Raw genomic sequence first — 18,267 nt, 5'->3', positions numbered from 1 at the left:
TACGAACGATATCGTCAGAAGAAAAGATAGTGTTGCTTTTAACTCGAAAAATGTTACTAGAGTGACTAATATACACTCAAGTTACAAGGTGTGAAGAAAAGGTCTCTCAATGAAATCCATAAAACTCAAGGCATTGTCGGTCGTAGCTTCTGCAATCGCGGTGGTAGGTGCGGTGGCCGCGCCGCAGGCTAGCGCGGCAGAACGCAATCTCGTCTCCTTTGGCGACTCGGTTATGGCGGATCCGAATGGCGGGGAATACTTGGCAGACCGCTTCAATCCCTTCCGGGTAATCGGGGAAAACTGCCCCACCTCTTTCAACTATGCGAAGCGGGCCGGCGCCAAGATGGGCCTGCCGGTGCGCGATTTCTCCTGCTCTGGTGCGGTGACAATGTCCAATGGGCCGCAGATCTGGCAGCAAGTGGATGCCGCCATTGGATCTGGCGCGCTGACCCCAGATACGGCGCGCGTGCTGATTACCACTGGCTTTAATGACACTTATAACCACCGCGATTTGAACCTGGATCAGATCCGCCGGGAATTTACGGATCGCACCGCCCCGCAGATTGAGCGGATCAAGCACGCTGCCCCGAATGCTCGCATCCAGATCGTCGGCTACCCCACTATCGGTTCGGGGCCGCACTACTGCCTCATCCACGTTGGCCCGACGCCGCTGGATTCGACCTTCCTGCCCATGGTTGAGGACTACGAAAATAAGGCGCAGTGGATGCAGGTTGATTTGGCGGCCCGCACCGGCGTGCAATTCTTGGATATGAAGCCATCGACCCGCAATAACGGCATGTGCGCTAATGCGAATGACCGCATGTGGGCAGGTCTCGTGGACTTTACGGCGGGTCCTGGCAACCTGCCCATCCACATGAACCAGCGCGGCCACGAGCACGCAGCCAACGTCATTGCAGCTTCCTAGCAATAGTTTTCAATAATGCGGTGATATTGAAAATGTAGGTATGGTTGTGGACATGACTGTAAAAGCTGTTATTGCCCGCTCTAAGGGCGCGGAAGTTGAGACCGTAAATATCGTTGTTCCTGATCCCGGCCCCAATGATGTCATCGTGTGGGTGCAGGCCTGCGGCGTATGCCACACCGACTTGGCCTACCGCGATGGTGACATCGAGGACGCTTTCCCCTTCCTGCTGGGCCACGAGGCGGCAGGCGTGGTGGAGACCGTAGGCTCTTCGGTTACCCACGTGGAGGAAGGCGATTTCGTCGTCCTGAACTGGCGTGCAGTGTGCGGCGAGTGCCGCGCTTGCAAGAAGGGCGAGCCCAAGTACTGCTTCAATACCCACAACGCTTCCAAGGCCATGACCTTGGAGGACGGCACCGAGCTCACCCCTGCGCTGGGCATCGGTTCTTTCGCTGAGAAGACCCTGGTCCACGAGGGCCAGTGCACCAAGGTTGATGAGATGGATCCGGCCGCTGCGGGCCTGCTGGGCTGCGGCATCATGGCTGGCCTGGGCGCTTCCGTCAATACCGGCGATATCCAGCTGGGCGAGTCCGTAGCCATCTTCGGCTGCGGCGGCGTCGGCGTGGCAGCGATTGCTGGTGCGAAGCTGGCGGGCGCGGCGAAGATCATCGCCGTAGACATTGACGAGTCCAAGCTGGAGACCGCGCGCGAGTTCGGCGCCACCGACACCATTTGCTCGAAGGGCATGTCGGAGCAGGAGGTCATCGATGCGGTGCGCGATTTCACCGGCGGCTTCGGCACGGATGTTTCCATCGACGCGGTGGGCATCCAGCCAACGTGGCGCCAGGCCTTCTACTCCCGCGATCACGCCGGCCGCATGGTGATGGTGGGCGTGCCTAACCTGACGGACCACGTGGACATCCCGGCCATCGATCTTTACGGCCGCGGCGGTTCCATCAAGCCTGCTTGGTACGGCGACTGCTTGCCGGAGCGCGACTTCCCCGCATACGTTGCCCTGCACAAGGCCGGCAACTTCCCGCTGGATAAGTTCGTCTCGGAGCGCATCGCGCTTGACGATGTCGAGTCTGCCTTCCAAACTATGAAGGACGGCAAGGTACTACGTTCGGTGGTGGAATTTTAATGCAGATTGAAAGCACGGTAACTTCCGGAAAGTTCCGCTTGGACGGCGGCGAATGGGACGTGGACAATAACGTCTACGTGCTGGGCGATGCCTCCAGTGTCTACATTGTCGACCCTTCCCACGACCTCGATGCCGTGGCAGAGTTGGTGGGCGATCGTAAGGTTGAGGGCATCATTTTGACCCACGGCCACAACGATCACTGCGAGCTCGCGCCGGAAGCAGCAAAGCGCTTTGATGCGGATGTCTACATGCACCCGGACGATGACATGCTGTGGCAAGAGGCCAATGGCGATGCCCACTACATCGACCTAGCCGATAACGGCCAGTTCGACATCAACGGTGAGAAGATCACCGTCTACCACACCCCGGGCCACTCGCCGGGCTGTGTTGTCCTCTACGTCGATGGCACGCTGCTGTCTGGCGATACCCTGTTCAACGGCGGCCCTGGTGCGACTGGGCGCAAGTACTCGGACTTCGATGTCATCATCGAATCCCTGCGCAACGTCGTATTCAACCTGCCGGATGACACGAAGGTACTGCCTGGCCACGGCGATGCCACGACGGTGGGCGCGGAAGCGGCGCGCATCGACGAGTACATCGAGCGCGGCTACTAAAAATCGCGCAAGTACTCTCCGTAGCCGGATTTCAGGAGGGGCTGGGCTAGCGCTTCCAGCTCCGCCTGGGAAATGAATCCGGCTTCGTAGGCCGCCACCTCGGGGGAACCGATGATGATCCCCGTTCTTTTCTGCATCACCTCTACGTAGGCGGCGGCCTCGCTCATGGAATCGACGGTGCCGGTATCCAGCCAAACACTACCGCGGTGGAGGCGCTGCACACTTAGCGCGCCGCGGCGCAGGTAGGCCTCGTTGATGGAGGTAATCTCTAACTCCCCGCGATCGCTTGGCGTGATGGACTTAGCGATATCGATGACAGAATTATCGTAGAAATACAGCCCGACGACGGCATGATTAGACCGCGGTTCCGCCGGCTTTTCTTCAATGCTGAGCGCTTGGCCGGCTTGGTCGAATTCGACGACGCCGTAGCGCTGCGGATCCGAGACTTCATAGGCAAAGATGATGCCGCCCTCTGGATTGCGGTACTGGCTTAGTTCCCCGCCAAAGCCGTGGAAGATATTATCGCCGAGGACTAGCGCGACGCTGTCATCACCGATGAAATCCTCCCCAATCAAAAAGGCCTGCGCCAACCCTTCTGGGCGGGGCTGCACGGCGTAATCGATCATTAGCCCGAGTTGGGATCCATCCCCAAAGAGCCTTTGAAAAGCTTCGGCGTCCTCTGGGGTGGTGATGATGAGGATCTCCCGAATGCCTGCTTGGATGAGCGTAGTCAACGGATAGTAGATCATCGGCTTGTCATAGATGGGCATGAGCTGCTTAGAGATGCCCTTAGTGATGGGATAAAGCCGCGTTCCGGATCCACCGGCGAGGATTATGCCTTTCATCGCTACTCCTCGCTGGCCTTGCTGGGCTCGCCAGGAACGCTAGGGTACAGCGCGAGATACAAGGCGAGGGCGGCCCGCCAATTTTGCGGCGAAAATCCCGTGGCCTCGATTTTATCTAGGGCAAGCGTCGACTCTTTGGGGCGCGGTGCTTCGGGGCCAGCGATTTCCCGATACTGTTCGGTGCTTACCGGCGTGACCTCTGATGGGTCATGGCCCAGGCCGATGAATACGGACATCGCCATTTCATCGCGCCCGACGGTGTCGCCGGAATTGGAGATATTATAAATCCCGTACTCGGGCTGGGTGCGCAAGAGATGCGCGATGCCCTTGGCCAAATCCTCAGCGAAGGTGGGGCGCCCGCGCTGGTCATGAATGACCTTCGGCTCCTTATCCGCTTCGGCGAGGCGGCGCATGGTAGCGATGAAATTCGGGCCATCGCCAAACACCCACGAGGTGCGCACAACATAATGCTGCGGTGCAGTCTGAGCGGCGGTTTCACCAGCAGCCTTCGACGCCCCGTAGGCGGATAGGGGCGAGGGGATCTCGTCTTCAGTGTGCAGCTCCTTGGATCCATCGAAGATGTAGTCGCTGGATACGTGTACGAAGGTCAGCTGGTTTTCGGCAGCGATGCGGGCGAGTTTGGCCGGTGCTTCGGCGTTTACGGCCCAAACGGCGGCGCGATCATCCTCGGCGCCATTGACGTCGTTGTAGGCGGCGCAGTTGATGATGGCTTCGTATTGTTTCCACTGGCGCTGCGGGGGATTGGTGATGTCGAATTCCGCGTGGGTGCAGAATTCGGCATTCTTGAGGACCCGTTTCAGTGCCCGGCCAAGCTGACCGTTCGCACCGGTAACGAGGATTTTGCGGGGTGGCATGGGGGTGACGTCGGCAAGCTCCGGCAGCTGCTTGTCTTTTTCTGAAACCTCGCGTGGTTCGAGGGGCCATTCCACGGCGTCGAGGTTGGTTCCGGTATAGCGTGCCTCGGGGGACCAATGCTCGTTAACCAGGTAGGAGTAGGAAGTTTCCTCGAGGGCTTGAAAACCATTGGCAACCCCCCGGGGCACAAATACGGCGGTCTCTGGCCCCACTTCATGGGTGACAATTTCGCCGAAGGTTGCGGAACCTTCCCGTAGATCGCACCAGGCACCAAAGATCTTGCCGTGCGCGACGGAGATGAGCTTGTCCCAAGGCTCAGCGTGCAGCCCGCGCGTGGCACCAGTGCGGTTATAAGAAATATTATTTTGCACCGGCTGGAACGAAGCCAGATCTGGCGCGGCCTCGCTAAGTTTCTCGCGCTGCCAGTTCTCCTTGAACCAGCCACGGTTATCTCCGTGTACGTCCAGCTCAATGATGCTTAGGCCTTCAATGGCGGTGTTGTGTACCTGCATAATTACTGTCCTTGCTCTTTATAGCGGGCTTCTACAGAATCCTTTTGGAAACGCCACCAAGTTTCGTTATCGCGATACCAGGCGATGGTATCTTCTAGTCCCGCCCGGATATCGGTATAACGGGGCTGCCAATCCAATTCGCGGCGCAGCTTGGAAGCATCCATGGCATAGCGCTGGTCGTGGCCGGGGCGGTCCGCCACGTGCTCGTACAGGGCCCGACCTCCTTGGGTATGTCCCATGATTTCGCAGATCATCTCGATGATGCGCTTATTATCGATGTCCGGCTGATCAGCGCCGATATTATACGTCTCACCTATCCGCCCCTCTTCGAGGATTTTTAGCACTGCCGCATTGTGATCGTCGACGTGGATCCAGTCGCGCACCTGCTCACCCGTGCCATAGAGCTTAGGCGTATGCCCGGAAAGGATATTGGTGATTTGGCGCGGGATGAACTTCTCGATGTGTTGGTAGGGCCCATAATTATTCGAGCAATTAGAAATGGTGGCGCGCAGTCCAAAAGAACGGACCCATGCCCGCACGAGGTGATCGGAGCTCGCCTTGGTAGCCGAATAAGGGCTGGAGGGCGCATAGGCGGTTTCCTCAGTGAACTTGGTATCCGCCCCAATTTCTAAGTCCCCGAATACCTCATCGGTAGAAACGTGGTGAAAGCGGACATCGTATGCCCGGCACGCCTCCAGAAGGGTATAGGTACCCACCACATTGGTCTGGATAAACGGTGAGGGATCCCGCAGCGAATTATCATTATGGGACTCGGCGGCGAAGTGTACGACGATATTCGCCTTGGCGACGAGCGGCTTTACCGTCGTAGCATCCGCGATATCGCCCTCCACTAATTCCACATCGAGCCCCGCAAGGTTATCTCGGTTGCCGGCGTAGGTCAGCTTATCCAAAACGGTGATGCGGGTATCTGGGCGAACCTTTGTCATGAGGCGCACGAAATTGGCGCCGATGAAGCCGGCGCCGCCAGTAACGAGCATGGTGTGCATGAGTCTCCAGTGTAGGGCAGTCCGTATAGGCGCTGCGCGTGGACAGCCCCAAAACGCTTGTACACGCACTTCTAGGCCGCACGACATGATCGTACGGCCTGAAGGCATGATGATGGGTGGGGAGTAAGGCATACTCACGCTGCGCCGGGAGGCGGCGGAGAAGGTGGTGAGCCCAGCGCCGAAGGCTGCGGCGATTCAACCGGGGAACCGGGTGGTGATTTTACCGGTGCATGAGGCTGAGCAGGCGGGTCAGTGAGCTTGCGCGCCGGGGCTTGCTCCGCAGCGGGGGAGTCATTGAGTTCCACCGCGGGCGAAAGCCCGCCGGTATGCGCTGAGCGGTAACCTACCCGCCCCGTTTCCGGGTCTCTTTCCGCATGCCCCATGCCATTGCGGCCATCGCGGTTATCGTTATTGTCCACGTGGTGCCGGCGGCAGAGCAGGGTGAGGTTCCGGAGGTCTGTAGCTCCCCCGTGGGACCAGGCTTGCAGGTGGTGGACATCGCAGTCTTGCCATGGCCGGTTGCAGTCCGGGTGGGTGCACACGATTTCACTGGCAGCGAGCGCCAGCTTTTGCCACAGCGAAGCGGTGCGCTTGGTGCGCCCGAGCTCAAGCGGGAAGCCCTTGTCATCAACGGCGCAGAAAAAGTCGTGCTGCGCGGCGCCCAAGCGGAGAAGATCGAGCGGGGATAGGTCGATTCCCACGCTCGTGGTGAAGCGGGTGTCACTGCTCATCGCTTGTAGCTCTTCAAGAGTGGTGGCGACGAAGAAGGAACCGAGACCGTCCGATTTCTTTTGGCCTGCGGACAAGTAGCTCCCCAGTGCCGCAGTCAACTGATCTGCCATGCGCTGGGCATAGGTGCGGGTATCGTCTTCGGGGCTCAGGCTTTCGCTGCCCTTATTCTTGGCAGGGGCGAAGGCGCTGGCTAGGACCGCGGCGGCGGAGGCATCGAGGTAGCCGGAGATGTGCACGCCACCGTCTGCATCTTGGTTAGAAATGCTGAACCGGCGCTTGCGGGTGGCCGCGTGCGGATCGCGCTTCCCAGAGGGATCGACGGCATGCTTATTCGCCTTGCGGATAGCGTGCCGCAGCCAATCGCGCAGGGACTCATAGGAGCGGCGCTTGGCTTCCTCTAGAGCCTTATTACGCAGCTCCCGCGGCCCAGGAATCGCGAACTTATTGAGGTTACGCAGCTCCCGTTCGATGAGATTGAGGATGCGCTCTGGGATAGGGTCTTCCTCGAAGAGCTTCTTGCGGCGCTCTTCTTCCGCGCGGCGTTCACGATCGGCGCGGCGACGCGCTTCCTCCTCGGCTTTCTTTTGCGCGGCCGCGTCTGCCTCGTCGTCTGCTGGCGGGGGAGTAGGTTCAGGATCCTCGATGGGTGCAAAAAGGTTCTTGCCGTTGCGCAGGCGTGCGGCGGCTTCGGACTCCGTGAGGCCAAGGCGGGCCACTAAATAGTCCTTAGCCTTAGAGGAGCCGACCCGCCTGCCGGCATCATCGCGCTCTGCAATAAAGGCAAAGGCGGCATCGATAGTGGATTTATTGCCCAGCGCCCGCTCTAGGTGTTCAAAGTTGGGGTGGAGCAATTCGAAGGAGAGATCGTCCGGATTCTGCATAAGGTTGCGCAGGCGCGTAAGCCCCGCAGCCACATCTGAAATGGCTGAATTGATTTCTGAATGCTTAGCAGTTTCCATGGTTCCCTCCTTCCTGTTTCGCTTTCATGTTCTATTATAGGCCAATAAAACACCAGCGCAACCGCAAGAAAGGAATTGGTCAATAGGCTGTACATTCCCCACTAGAACGGGCCTGTCCATAAACAAAACCACGGCAAATAGCGCCCAAAACCACTAGTCCGGAAACTTGGGCAACGCGGTTTCATCGAGCCATGCGGCAACGGTGGCATCGAAAAGAGCGGCGTCCGGCGCAGCCTTCCGGAAGGACGAGAGGAGATCGGAGGGCTGAACCACGGAGTGCTGATGCTGGGTGAGGTAGGAGGTGAGGGTGGGGAAGAAGGCATCGCCAAGCAGCCGGTGAATGGCGTGCACCGCGAGGGCCCCGCGCTTGTACACGCGGTCATCGAACATATCGCGCGCACCGGGATCAGAAACCTTGATGTCTTGGCGCTTGCGCATCAGAACTTGGTAATGCGAGCGCGCCGCCTCGCGCGCGGAGGAGGCACCCTTGTGCTCACCCCACAACCACTCGCTGTAGCAGGCAAACCCCTCATTGAGCCAAATATCCTTCCATGCAGAAAGGCCAACGGAATTGCCAAACCATTGGTGGGAAAGCTCGTGCGCGATGAGTCGCTCGAAGGCGTGATCGCCTTTCACATGGTTGGAACCAAAAATGGACAGGCCCTGGGCCTCGAGGGGGATTTCCAGCTCATCCTCGGCAATGACGACCTGATAGGCGGGGAAAGGATAAGGCCCGTAGATAGAGGAGAAGAAATCCACCATCTCTTGCTGCCGGGAGAATTCTTCGCGCACGCGCTCGCGCAAGAACGCCGGCGCCCACGCCTGGGTATCAGCCCCCAGCGAATAAGAAGAAAACTCGCCTACCTGCACCGTTGCCAGGTACGTGGCCATGGGGTGGCGTGTGCGGTAGTGCCACCGAGTGGTGGAACCGCCGGCCTTGCGGGAGACCAATTCGCCATTGGAAATGACGGTAAAGGGGCTATCGGCGGTGATGATGATGTCATACGTCGCCTTTTCTGAAGGCGTGTCATCGCACGGGAACCAGCTGGGCGCGCCATTAGGCTGGCTGGCCACCAACGAGCCGGATTCGGTTTCCTCCCAGCCAATTTCGCCCCACGTGGTGCGGATGGGGCGCGGGCTGCCGCCATAGCGAATGTGCAGCTCAAACTCAGTTCCGCCAGGAATCTCGTCTGCAAAACGCAGACGCAGCTTCCCCGAAGATTGGCGGAATTTAGCCACCCGCGGGGCGTGCTTGGCGGTTACGCGCCGCGCTACCATCGCCCCGCCGAGGTCCAAAGTTAAGGAGGTCAGCTCTTCCACCGCGCGCACGCTTAAAATGGCCTCACCCTGCAACAGGTTTGGCTCCACGCGGTAGTTCAAGTCCAGCGTGTAGTGGGTGACTTCAAAACCGAGGTTGAAGTCCACGCCGGTATAAGGATCAGTATGCGCACGCGAAAAGGCGGTAGGAAGCAATATCATAATATTGCGATCCTACCGCCCGTCAGGCACAGCCTAAATTTAGATATTGAATGCCTGCTTGAATACTGGCCAAGAATCCTTCAGATCCTGGTTCCAGTGCGGCCATGAGTGGGTTCCGGTATTGCGGAAGTTAAAGGTGGCTGGCACGCCGGCCTGGTCAAGCTTGGCCTTGAAATTGTGGGTGCAGTAATTTACCCCGGCCTCGATGGCGCCGCCTTCAATCTGCAGGGTGGCGGATCCCTGCGCTGCCTGTAGCGGATTGTAGCCCTTGGATTGGATATAGGAGAACGTATCTTCCTCGCCGGCCAAGCCAGAACCGGAAGAAATGTATAGCTCGGTACCGCGTAGCTTCTCAGCGTTCATCATGGCGTCGTTGTAACGGTTGGTCTCGGAGCCGTACGGACCCCACATTTGATCGACGCTGCCGCCGCCGCGGTTGACCGTCAACTCTACGCCCTTGCGTTCCAGTGGGTAAGCGGTAGCGGCACAACCGGCGTATGAGCCCACTGCATCGTAAAAGCCTGGGTTGTGCTGGGCTAGCAGCAGGGAAGAGGTAGCGGACATGGACATGCCGGCAATGGCGCGGTGGTTATCCGCGTTGATGTGCTTTTCAATGACGCCCGGCAGTTCCTTAGTTAGGAAGGTTTCCCACTTTTGCGGTCCCTGCAGGAATTTTGAACTCGGCTCAGAGATCCAGTCGGTGTAGTAGGAGAACGCACCGGCCTGCGGGACTATAACGTTGACGTCCTTTTCGTGGTAGAAATCAACGGCATCAGAAAGCTTTAGCCAATCCATGTCTTGCTCTGCTCCGCCTGCGCCATTGAGCAGGTAGATGGTTGGGCGGTTTTCGCTTTTGGCGCGGATGACGGCTAGCGGAATCTTCCGGTCATTCATCGCCGGCGAGGTTGCCTCGAGCGTTTCAACGCGCGCGTCGTCCTTGTACTTCTTGTACCAGGACTTACCCTCGATCTCCGGGGTAGGTTCCAGCGGGGAAATCGTGGACTGTGCGGTATCGCCTGCTACCTGCTGCGGGGTGAGCTCGGCTGCGCCCGTCACGGGGGCATAAGCTAAGCCCGTGCAAACCGCAGCTGCCGCGAGGATAGAATTTAGACGCTTCATGGTGCTTCTTTCCAGTGGGGAGTGGACTCGATAACTATACTTCGGCCGCGAAAAATCGGCATGTTGAGGGAAGTATATTCAGTATTCCTACATGTAGACCTAACCAATAATAGTGCCCAATAAATGCCTGCCGGTAAAGGCTTCCACTCACGTGGGGGAGTAGCGGGGGTAGGTACACCTTCATTGCCTTTTCCGCTATCAATGATAAGTAACGCTATGACAACTGAGGTTTCTATGTCATAATTTCCCAATGAAGCACAGCGTGACGTGGTTGGCGCCTGTAATAACATCAGTAGCGGCTGCGTTAGTGCTTTTAGTGTGAAAAGCTAAGCAGCGAGATTGTGTACTCGCGCCCCATCAAGAGAAAGAACAGCAATGAACCTTTTTGATTCCGCCCTCGTGTCCTTCAATGAATTCATTGGGCCATTCATCCACTCTGCAATGGATGCATATTCCACGCTGCTAGCATCCTTGGGCGTGATTTAAGTCCACGAATGCTTAAGGGCCCTGCGGAGGTGCATCTGCTGCTTGCCGATGCCCCCTTTGCAGGGCCCTTTCCCTATCCTTACCGCGGCTTGGGGTGGGGTGCCCCCAAGTGTGACCAATTACGCGACATTGAGGACAAAGTTACGTATCCTGTAGGGCGTGACTAACGAACATTATGACGTAGTAGTACTCGGTGCGGGCCCTGGCGGCTACGTTGCCGCCATCCGCGCAGCTCAGCTTGGAAAGAAAGTCGCTGTTATTGAAAAGCAGTACTGGGGCGGAGTCTGCCTCAACGTAGGCTGTATTCCCTCCAAGTCGCTGCTGAAGAATGCAGAGGTTGCCCACACCTTCAACCACGAGGCGAAGGCTTTTGGCATCTCCGGCGATGTTTCCTTTGATTTCGGTGTAGCTCACAAGCGCTCCCGCAAGGTTTCTTCGGGCATCGTCAAGGGCGTTCACTACCTGATGAAGAAGAACAAGATCACCGAGATCAACGGTCTGGGTTCCTTCAAGGACGATAAGACCATTGAGATTACTGAGGGCGATGATGAAGGTAAGACCGTTACCTTCGATGACTGCATCATCGCCACCGGCTCCGTGGTCAAGTCTCTGCCTGGCGTTGAGCTGGGCGGCAATATCGTTTCCTATGAAGAGCAGATCTTGAACGAGGAAGCACCAAAGTCCATGGTCATCGTGGGCGCCGGCGCCATCGGCATGGAATTTGCTTATGTGCTGGCCAACTACGGTGTGGACGTTACCATCGTGGAGTTCATGGACCGCGTCCTGCCGAACGAGGACAAGGACGTATCCAAGGAGATTGCCAAGCAGTACAAGAAGCTTGGCGTTAAGCTCCTGACCGGTTACAAGACCACCTCTGTAAAGGACAACGGCGACGATGTCACCGTTGAGGTGGAATCCAAGGATGGTTCCAAGCAGGACACCCTGACCGTGGATCGCGCCATGATTTCCATCGGCTTCGCCCCGCGCGTTGAGGGCTTTGGCCTTGAGAACACCGGCGTTGAGCTGACTGAGCGCGGTGCCATCGACATCGATGACCGTATGCGTACCAACGTTGACCACATTTACGCCATCGGTGACGTCACCGCGAAGCTGCAGCTGGCACACGTGGCAGAGGCACAGGGCGTCGTGGCAGCAGAAACCATTGCTGATGCAGAAACCCAGCTCTTGGGTGACTACAACAACATGCCGCGCGCTACCTTCTGTAACCCGCAGGTCGCATCCTTCGGCTACACCGAAGAGGCAGCCAAGGAGAAGTTCCCGGATAAGGACATCAAGGTTGCTACCTTCCCGTTCTCCGCAAACGGTAAGGCAGCCGGCCTGAATGAGACCGCCGGCTTTGTCAAGCTTGTTGCTGACGGAGAGTTTGGCGAGCTCATCGGCGGACACATGGTGGGCTCCAATGTTTCGGAGCTCCTGCCCGAGCTGACCTTGGCACAGCGTTTCGACCTGACTACTGAGGAAATCGGCCGCAACGTACACACCCACCCGACCTTGTCTGAGGCCATGAAGGAAGCCGCCGAAGGTATCAGCGGCCACATGATCAACCTGTAAACAAGCGTTCCTACACCGCATAACGGCACCGCAGCGTTCTCCAGAAAGGAGGACCGCGGTGCCGTTTCTCTGTGCGCGGCTAAACGCCCAGCTAGTAAGGTGCGACCGCTGAGCGGTGGATATCGATATCGATCGCTTCGTTGATGGGAGGGAAAGCGCGCTGCGAGCAGTTTTCTCGGGCGCAGGTGCGACACCCTGGGCCGATGGGGGTGGCGGCGTGGAGATTGGTGAGATCGAGGCCCTCCGCATAGACCGTGCGATCGGCGTGGCGGGCCTCGCAGCCTAAGCCAATGGCGAAGAGCTTATTAGTATCGCCGTAGCGTCCTTGGTGGTGCTGCACGGCGCGGGAAATCCACAGGTAGTTGCGGCCATCGGGCATCTGCGCGAGCTGGCGCGAAATGACCCCCGGGCGGGTGAAGGTCTCGTAGATATTCCACAGTGGGCAGGTGCCGCCGTTATTGGAAAAGTGCACGCCGGTGGCGGATTGCCGCTTGGACATATTGCCTGCACGATCCACGCGCACAAAGGTAAAGGGAATGCCGCGCAGGTTATCGCGCTGCAAGGTGGAGAGCCGGGATGCGACTGTCTCATATCCCACGCCGAAGACCTGGCACAGATACTCCACGTCGTAGCCGGCGCGCTCGGCCTCGCTGTGCATCATGGCATAGGGCATGAGCGTGGCGGCGGCGAAGTAGCTGGCCAAGCCGCGTTGCGCCAGGCTGCGGGAGGCATCAGAGGTAAAGGGCTCATCGGCTACCAGCGCGGAGATCTGGTCTTGGGCCTCGAGCAGGCCGAGCTCGGCGGCCATGCGGAAGGCGCGTTGGCCCTCGCTCAGGCGCGAGGCGAGCGTGAACTGCCCGCTCTCGCGGTTAAAGCGGTGCAGCGTGCCATCCATCTGCGCCGTCAGCTCGATTTCTACGCCGTGTTCCTCGCGCAGCCGGTTTGCCAGCGCCTGCTCTGTATCGCGAATGCCGAACCCAGAAACGCCGAGGTCGCCGGCAAGTTCCTCCGCGCGGTGATCCAGCCCGTCCAGGTAATTCTGACGGGCGTAGAAGAAGTCGCGCACCTCATCGTGCGGCATGGATAAGGCAGCCGCGCTTTCCGATGTCCTCCTCGTATCCGTAGCCAGCGACAGCTTATCGCGCACATTGCGGTAGCGACGGTGTACATCGACAAGCGTGCGGGCAACGGTGGGGTGGTTATACACCAGCTCCGAAAGCTCCTGCAGTTCCACTGGGGAAGGGCACAGTTCCTTGTCTTGGATGACGTCCTGGATCTCTGCGAGGAGGCGGGAATCATCATCGCGGGAGAAAAACGTGGCGTCGACGCCAAAGACCTCGGTAATGCGCAGGAGAACCGGCACGGTCAGCGGGCGGACGTCGTGTTCAATCTGGTTGACGTAGCTGGCGGAAAGGCCGAGGGTGCCAGCTAGGGAGGCTTGGCTGAGATCGCGTTCACGGCGAAGCTGGCGAAGGCGAGAGCCCACATACGTCTTACTCATGCGCCAAAGATTACTAGTAGAAAGCGCGCGTGTGCATCTTTATGGCGAAAATTTTGTGAAGACTCTTCGCTACCTGGACACCGGGTTTGTGGGGTTTCATGCGAAAGTTTGACACATAAAGGGGTGGGTTAATCACTCGCGTAACACGGAGTGGTGAAGCTCACAGTTTGGTCAATAAATATGAAACATCTGTATTGCGTAAATGAAGGTGGCCAAGGTGACAGCGTTTTCGCATTCTTGTTCTCAGGATACCCTTACCTAAAAGATCTCACCGCCTGATCGTGCCTGCGAACCAGGAGCGAACGGTCGCTCGAAAATAACTAGTAACCAGCGGTTAAGCCCGGTTAAGGTAAGTACGACTATGGAGGTGTCATGACTTTAAGAAATCCGGACCGTGAGGCAATTGCTCACGGCCACATCACTAATGAACCAATTCGTCAGAATTCCGGAACGCCATCGTGGGTACTGAAGCTCATCATGGCCGTCACCGGTTTGCTCTTTGCGCTTTTCGTGGTCGGCCACATGGCCGGCAACCTGAAGCTGTACATGCCGGCACACAACGGTGAGCCCGCACTGGATGAGTACGGCGAGTTCCTGCGCTCGATGGGTGAACCACTGCTGCCGCACGGCTCTGCCCTGTGGATCATCCGCATCGTGCTGATCGTGGCAATCCTTGCCCACATCTACGGTGCCTTTACCTTGGCTTCCCGCTCCAAGGCATCCCGCGGCAAGTTCAAGCGCACCAACCTGATGGGTGGCCTGGATTCCTTCGCCACCAAGTCCATGCTGGTGACCGGTGTAGTGCTGCTGCTCTTCATCATCTTCCACCTGCTGGACCTCACCTTGGGCGTACAGCCGATGGCCCCAGAGGGCTTCGTTGAAGGCTCTGTCAAGGCCAATATGATCGAAACCTTTAGCCGTTGGCCGGTCACCATCTTCTACGTGCTGGCAATGTGCTGCCTCTTCCTGCACCTAACCCACGGCATCCGCCTTGCCGCATCTGACCTGGGTATCACCGGTGCAAAATGGCGTCAGACCTTCTTGGTCTTGGCGTACATCATCCCGGCCGTTGTATGCATCGGCAACATCGTTATGCCTTTGTCCGTTGCCCTGGGCTTGGTCAGCTAAAGGAGATAGGAACCCATGACTACTACTGAACTCAAGCGTGAACACCCCAACTTCTCGCACCCAAAGTCCAGCGTTGAGGGCGTCTCCGCTGGTAATATCCTGGAATCCCAGGAACCGCACGGCGTGCCGATGAAGGATATGTGGGCTCACCACGTTGACCACATGAACCTGGTCTCCCCACTGAACCGCCGCAAGTTCGAGGTCCTCGTTGTAGGTACCGGCTTGTCCGCGGGTGCTGCTGCGGCAGCCCTTGGTGAATTGGGCTACGGCGTTAAGGTCTTTACCTACCACGACTCCCCGCGCCGCGCGCACTCCATTGCTGCGCAGGGTGGTGTCAACGCCTCCCGCGCCAAGAAGGTGGATAACGACTCCGCTTACCGCCACACCAAGGACACCGTGAAGGGCGGCGACTACCGCTGCCGCGAGTCCGACTGCTGGCGTCTGGCTAACGAGTCCGTTCGCGTTATCGACCACATGAACGCCATTGGCGCCCCGTTCGCCCGTGAGTACGGCGGCACCCTGGCCACCCGTTCCTTCGGTGGTGTGCAGGTCTCCCGTACCTACTACACCCGTGGCCAAACAGGTCAGCAGCTGCAGTTGTCCACGACCTCTGCACTGTACCGTCAGATCGGCCTGGGCAATGTGGAGCTTTTTGCCCACAACGATATGCAGGACATCATCACCTACGAGGAAAACGGCAAGAAGCGCGCGGGCGGCATCGTTACCCGCAACCTGATTACCGGTGAGCTCAAGGCCTTCACGGGCCACGCCGTCATCCTGGGTACCGGTGGTTACGGCAACGTCTACCACATGTCCACCCTGGCAAAGAACTCCAACGCCAGCGCCATGATGCGTGCTTACGACAAGGGCGCTTACCTGGCTTCGCCGGCGTTCGTGCAGTTCCACCCGACGGGCCTGCCGGTCAACTCCGATTGGCAGTCCAAGACCATTTTGATGTCGGAGTCCCTGCGTAACGATGGCCGCATCTGGTCGCCCAAGGAAGAGGGCGATGACCGCGACCCCAACACCATCCCGGATGAAGAGCGCGACTACTTCTTGGAGCGCCGCTACCCGGCCTTCGGTAACTTGGTCCCCCGCGACGTTGCCTCCCGTGCAATCTCGCAGCAGATTAACAAGGGCCTGGGCGTTGGACCGCTGAAGAACTCGGTCTACCTTGACTTCCGTGACGCAATCGAGCGTCTGGGTAAGGATAAGATCCGCGAGCGTTACTCCAACCTCATTCAGATGTATGAAGAGGCCATTGGTGAGTCCGCGTACGAGACCCCAATGCGCATCGCTCCTACCTGCCACTTCACCATGGGCGGCCTGTGGACCGACTTCAACGAGATGACCTCTATTGACGGCCTCTTCGCCGCCGGTGAGTGCTCCTGGACCTACCACGGCGCTAACCGCCTGGGCGCTAACTCCCTGCTTTCGGCTTCCGTCGACGGCTGGTTCACCTTGCCGTTTACCATCCCGAACTACTTGGCTGACCACCTCAACGAGGACAAGCTGGCCGAGGATTCCGCTGAGGCACAGGAAGCCGTGCAGAAGTCCCAGGAACGCATCGATAAGCTGATGCAGGTCCACGGCGATGACCCGCACGGTCCGTCTCACTACCACCGCCAGCTGGGTGACCTGCTGTACTTCGGCTGCGGTGTGTCCCGTAACGTCGAGGACCTGAAGGACACCATCGAGAAGATCCGCGCGTTGCGCGATGACTTCTGGAAGAACGTCCGCATCCCTGGTGAGGCGAATGACATGAACCAAGTCCTGGAATACGGCCTGCGCGTTGCCGATTACCTGGACCTGGGTGAGCTCATGTGCATCGATGCCCTTGACCGCGATGAGTCTTGCGGCGCTCACTTCCGCGAAGATCACCTTTCTGAAGAAGGCGAAGCCGAGCGTGACGATGAGAACTGGTGCTTCGTTTCCGCCTGGGAGCCGGGCGAGAACAAGAACGAGTTCATCCGCCACGCAGAACCCCTGTACTTTGACTCGATCCCGCTGATGACAAGGAACTACAAGTAATGAAATTGACACTTGAGATCTGGCGTCAAGCCGGACCCACCCAGGAAGGTAAATTCGAAACCGTCCGGGTGGATGATGCCTCCGAGCAGATGTCCATTCTGGAGCTATTGGACCACGTCAACGAAGGCTACATTGAGCGCGGCGAAGAGCCCTTCGCTTTCGCCTCTGACTGCCGTGAGGGCATCTGCGGTACCTGTGGTTTGACCGTCAACGGTCGCCCACACGGCCCCGGTCAGAACACCCCTGCCTGCCAGCAGCGCCTGTTCAACTTCAACGATGGCGACACCATCCAGCTCGAGCCATTCCGCTCCGCTGCGTACCCCGTAATCAAGGACATGGTGGTTGACCGCTCCGCACTGGACCACGTGATGGAGCAGGGCGGTTACGTATCCATGGATGCCGGCACCGCACCGGATGCCGATACCATGCACATCAACCACGAGACCGCCGAGTACTCGCTGGATCACGCAGCCTGCATTGGTTGCGGTGCCTGCGTTGCTGCCTGCCCGAACGGTGCGGCACACCTGTTCACTGGTGCCAAGCTGGTTCACCTGTCCATGATGCCGCTGGGTAAGGAAGAGCGCGGCAGCCGTGCCCGCAACATGGTTGCTGACTTGGAATCCAACTTCGGCCACTGCTCCCTCTACGGTGAGTGTGCCGATGTCTGCCCGGCTGGCGTCCCACTGACCGCAGTATCTGCCGTTACCCGCGAACGTGCACGTGCTGCTTTCCGTGGCAAGGACGACTAAGCTAGAGTTATTCCGTAGGAATACTAGGAACGAGAGAAAGACAGAAAGACTCCGCCATGAGCGATATCACCCACGTAGTTGCTGACTACCAGAGCGAAACGTATCCGGAGTTCTCCGGCAAGATTCAGGACAACTACATCGAAGGCTACGACCCAGTATCCTTCGCAGCTCCTCACTCTTCCCTTCTCCGCACCTCCACGTGGGTCGGCATGGGCTTGATCTTGTCTTGCCTCCCAGCAGCGGGCATCCTCATCTGGGGCCTCGGCGTCTGGGATACCCCGCTGGGTACCGCAGGTGAAGGCAACTACGGCCTGACCATCGCCATCGGCGTCATTTCCCTGGTTGTGGTGGCCATCGCCGCCGCCGGCACCATTCACTATGGACGCCGCTACTACCGCCAGTACCGCAAGGAAACCGGCCGAGTTAACTAGTATTCGCTCTTAAAGCACCTCCAGCCCCGCCTCTAATAGCATTGAGAACATGCCAGGAGGCGGGGCTGTTCCTGTTTTGACGGGAGGGCGGATTCTAGTGGTCGTGGAAACACGATTTTAGATTTCGGTGGCATAGCTTAGCAGTTCGGCCATTTTTTCGGCT

General features: G+C 58.4%; 15 protein-coding genes. 8 read left to right on the top strand and 7 right to left on the bottom strand.

Annotated elements, in window-relative coordinates:
• Nucleotides 1-109 precede the first annotated feature (109 nt).
• Genes ABRP88_RS09940 through ABRP88_RS09930 form a run of 3 tightly spaced genes read left to right on the top strand, consistent with a single transcriptional unit; the run spans nucleotide 110 to nucleotide 2,677 of the window.
• Nucleotides 110-925: a GDSL-type esterase/lipase family protein gene (locus tag ABRP88_RS09940; RefSeq protein WP_349837098.1), complete on the top strand. Its 816-nt coding sequence runs from the start codon at nucleotides 110-112 to the stop codon at nucleotides 923-925.
• 52 nt (nucleotides 926-977) lie between these two features.
• Nucleotides 978-2,063 (top strand): S-(hydroxymethyl)mycothiol dehydrogenase, encoded by a 1,086-nt coding sequence (locus ABRP88_RS09935; protein ID WP_349837097.1) that lies wholly within the window; start codon nucleotides 978-980, stop codon nucleotides 2,061-2,063.
• Nucleotides 2,063-2,677: an MBL fold metallo-hydrolase gene (locus ABRP88_RS09930; RefSeq protein WP_284770764.1), complete on the top strand. Its 615-nt coding sequence runs from the start codon at nucleotides 2,063-2,065 to the stop codon at nucleotides 2,675-2,677. Before ABRP88_RS09935 ends, ABRP88_RS09930 begins: the two co-directional genes overlap by 1 nt.
• Here ABRP88_RS09930 and rfbA read toward each other — a convergent pair.
• The 6 genes from rfbA to ABRP88_RS09900 all read right to left on the bottom strand — a co-directional run bounded on the left by rfbA (nucleotide 2,674) and on the right by ABRP88_RS09900 (nucleotide 10,206).
• Entirely contained in the window at nucleotides 2,674-3,522 is an 849-nt protein-coding gene (gene rfbA, locus ABRP88_RS09925; protein WP_349837096.1) for a glucose-1-phosphate thymidylyltransferase RfbA, read from the bottom strand. The two genes, ABRP88_RS09930 and rfbA, sit on opposite strands and share 4 nt — an antisense overlap.
• Before the next feature lie 2 nt (nucleotides 3,523-3,524).
• Nucleotides 3,525-4,910, bottom strand: coding sequence for a dTDP-4-dehydrorhamnose reductase (rfbD, locus tag ABRP88_RS09920; RefSeq protein WP_349837095.1), 1,386 nt, complete (start codon nucleotides 4,908-4,910; stop codon nucleotides 3,525-3,527).
• A 2-nt stretch (nucleotides 4,911-4,912) separates the two neighbouring features.
• Nucleotides 4,913-5,917: a dTDP-glucose 4,6-dehydratase gene (gene rfbB / locus ABRP88_RS09915; protein ID WP_349837094.1), complete on the bottom strand. Its 1,005-nt coding sequence runs from the start codon at nucleotides 5,915-5,917 to the stop codon at nucleotides 4,913-4,915.
• A 134-nt stretch (nucleotides 5,918-6,051) separates the two neighbouring features.
• On the bottom strand, nucleotides 6,052-7,608 hold the full coding sequence (locus tag ABRP88_RS09910; protein WP_349837093.1) for an HNH endonuclease signature motif containing protein: 1,557 nt from the start codon (nucleotides 7,606-7,608) through the stop codon (nucleotides 6,052-6,054).
• Between the two features lie 153 nt (nucleotides 7,609-7,761).
• Nucleotides 7,762-9,087 carry a M1 family metallopeptidase gene (locus ABRP88_RS09905; protein ID WP_349837092.1) on the bottom strand — a complete coding sequence of 442 codons (1,326 nt, stop codon included), beginning with the start codon at nucleotides 9,085-9,087 and terminating at the stop codon, nucleotides 7,762-7,764.
• 39 nt (nucleotides 9,088-9,126) lie between these two features.
• Nucleotides 9,127-10,206, bottom strand: coding sequence for an alpha/beta hydrolase (locus tag ABRP88_RS09900; protein WP_349837091.1), 1,080 nt, complete (start codon nucleotides 10,204-10,206; stop codon nucleotides 9,127-9,129).
• Between the two features lie 645 nt (nucleotides 10,207-10,851).
• On the opposite strand from ABRP88_RS09900, the gene lpdA reads away from it, so the two are divergent.
• Nucleotides 10,852-12,264: a dihydrolipoyl dehydrogenase gene (lpdA, locus tag ABRP88_RS09895; protein ID WP_023025064.1), complete on the top strand. Its 1,413-nt coding sequence runs from the start codon at nucleotides 10,852-10,854 to the stop codon at nucleotides 12,262-12,264.
• 91 nt (nucleotides 12,265-12,355) lie between these two features.
• On the opposite strand, the gene ramB is transcribed toward lpdA, so the two are convergent.
• Nucleotides 12,356-13,765 carry an acetate metabolism transcriptional regulator RamB gene (ramB, locus tag ABRP88_RS09890; RefSeq protein WP_349837090.1) on the bottom strand — a complete coding sequence of 470 codons (1,410 nt, stop codon included), beginning with the start codon at nucleotides 13,763-13,765 and terminating at the stop codon, nucleotides 12,356-12,358.
• Between the two features lie 372 nt (nucleotides 13,766-14,137).
• Between ramB and ABRP88_RS09885 the strand changes: the two genes are divergently transcribed.
• From ABRP88_RS09885 to ABRP88_RS09870, 4 genes are read left to right on the top strand one after another with little or no spacing between them, the layout of a single operon-like run.
• The gene (locus ABRP88_RS09885; protein ID WP_284770772.1) at nucleotides 14,138-14,893 is read left to right on the top strand and encodes a succinate dehydrogenase cytochrome b subunit; all 756 of its coding nucleotides are present in this window, start codon (nucleotides 14,138-14,140) and stop codon (nucleotides 14,891-14,893) included.
• A gap of 15 nt (nucleotides 14,894-14,908) precedes the next feature.
• Nucleotides 14,909-16,924 carry a fumarate reductase/succinate dehydrogenase flavoprotein subunit gene (locus tag ABRP88_RS09880; RefSeq protein ID WP_284770773.1) on the top strand — a complete coding sequence of 672 codons (2,016 nt, stop codon included), beginning with the start codon at nucleotides 14,909-14,911 and terminating at the stop codon, nucleotides 16,922-16,924.
• Complete coding sequence (locus ABRP88_RS09875) at nucleotides 16,924-17,673, top strand: succinate dehydrogenase/fumarate reductase iron-sulfur subunit (protein WP_284628488.1); 750 nt, start codon at nucleotides 16,924-16,926, stop codon at nucleotides 17,671-17,673. Before ABRP88_RS09880 ends, ABRP88_RS09875 begins: the two co-directional genes overlap by 1 nt.
• 56 nt (nucleotides 17,674-17,729) lie before the next feature.
• The gene (locus ABRP88_RS09870; protein ID WP_349837089.1) at nucleotides 17,730-18,104 is read left to right on the top strand and encodes a hypothetical protein; all 375 of its coding nucleotides are present in this window, start codon (nucleotides 17,730-17,732) and stop codon (nucleotides 18,102-18,104) included.
• Nucleotides 18,105-18,267: the final 163 nt, after the last annotated feature.

The organism is Corynebacterium sp. KPL2734, assembly GCF_040225595.1.
In the GTDB taxonomy this organism is placed as follows: domain Bacteria; phylum Actinomycetota; class Actinomycetes; order Mycobacteriales; family Mycobacteriaceae; genus Corynebacterium; species Corynebacterium rhinophilum.
This window is presented reverse-complemented; position numbering and strand designations above follow the sequence as displayed.

What these genes read in the sequence shown, in the direction of transcription:
- ABRP88_RS09940 (WP_349837098.1), top strand. Translation starts at nt 110, where the DNA reads ATGAAATCCATAAAACTCAAGGCATTGTCGGTCGTAGCTTCTGCAATC.
- ABRP88_RS09935 (WP_349837097.1), top strand. Translation starts at nt 978, where the DNA reads ATGACTGTAAAAGCTGTTATTGCCCGCTCTAAGGGCGCGGAAGTTGAG.
- ABRP88_RS09930 (WP_284770764.1), top strand. Translation starts at nt 2,063, where the DNA reads ATGCAGATTGAAAGCACGGTAACTTCCGGAAAGTTCCGCTTGGACGGC.
- rfbA (WP_349837096.1), bottom strand. Translation starts at nt 3,522, where the DNA reads ATGAAAGGCATAATCCTCGCCGGTGGATCCGGAACGCGGCTTTATCCC.
- rfbD (WP_349837095.1), bottom strand. Translation starts at nt 4,910, where the DNA reads ATGCAGGTACACAACACCGCCATTGAAGGCCTAAGCATCATTGAGCTG.
- rfbB (WP_349837094.1), bottom strand. Translation starts at nt 5,917, where the DNA reads ATGCACACCATGCTCGTTACTGGCGGCGCCGGCTTCATCGGCGCCAAT.
- ABRP88_RS09910 (WP_349837093.1), bottom strand. Translation starts at nt 7,608, where the DNA reads ATGGAAACTGCTAAGCATTCAGAAATCAATTCAGCCATTTCAGATGTG.
- ABRP88_RS09905 (WP_349837092.1), bottom strand. Translation starts at nt 9,087, where the DNA reads ATGATATTGCTTCCTACCGCCTTTTCGCGTGCGCATACTGATCCTTAT.
- ABRP88_RS09900 (WP_349837091.1), bottom strand. Translation starts at nt 10,206, where the DNA reads ATGAAGCGTCTAAATTCTATCCTCGCGGCAGCTGCGGTTTGCACGGGC.
- ramB (WP_349837090.1), bottom strand. Translation starts at nt 13,765, where the DNA reads ATGAGTAAGACGTATGTGGGCTCTCGCCTTCGCCAGCTTCGCCGTGAA.
- ABRP88_RS09885 (WP_284770772.1), top strand. Translation starts at nt 14,138, where the DNA reads ATGACTTTAAGAAATCCGGACCGTGAGGCAATTGCTCACGGCCACATC.
- ABRP88_RS09880 (WP_284770773.1), top strand. Translation starts at nt 14,909, where the DNA reads ATGACTACTACTGAACTCAAGCGTGAACACCCCAACTTCTCGCACCCA.
- ABRP88_RS09875 (WP_284628488.1), top strand. Translation starts at nt 16,924, where the DNA reads ATGAAATTGACACTTGAGATCTGGCGTCAAGCCGGACCCACCCAGGAA.
- ABRP88_RS09870 (WP_349837089.1), top strand. Translation starts at nt 17,730, where the DNA reads ATGAGCGATATCACCCACGTAGTTGCTGACTACCAGAGCGAAACGTAT.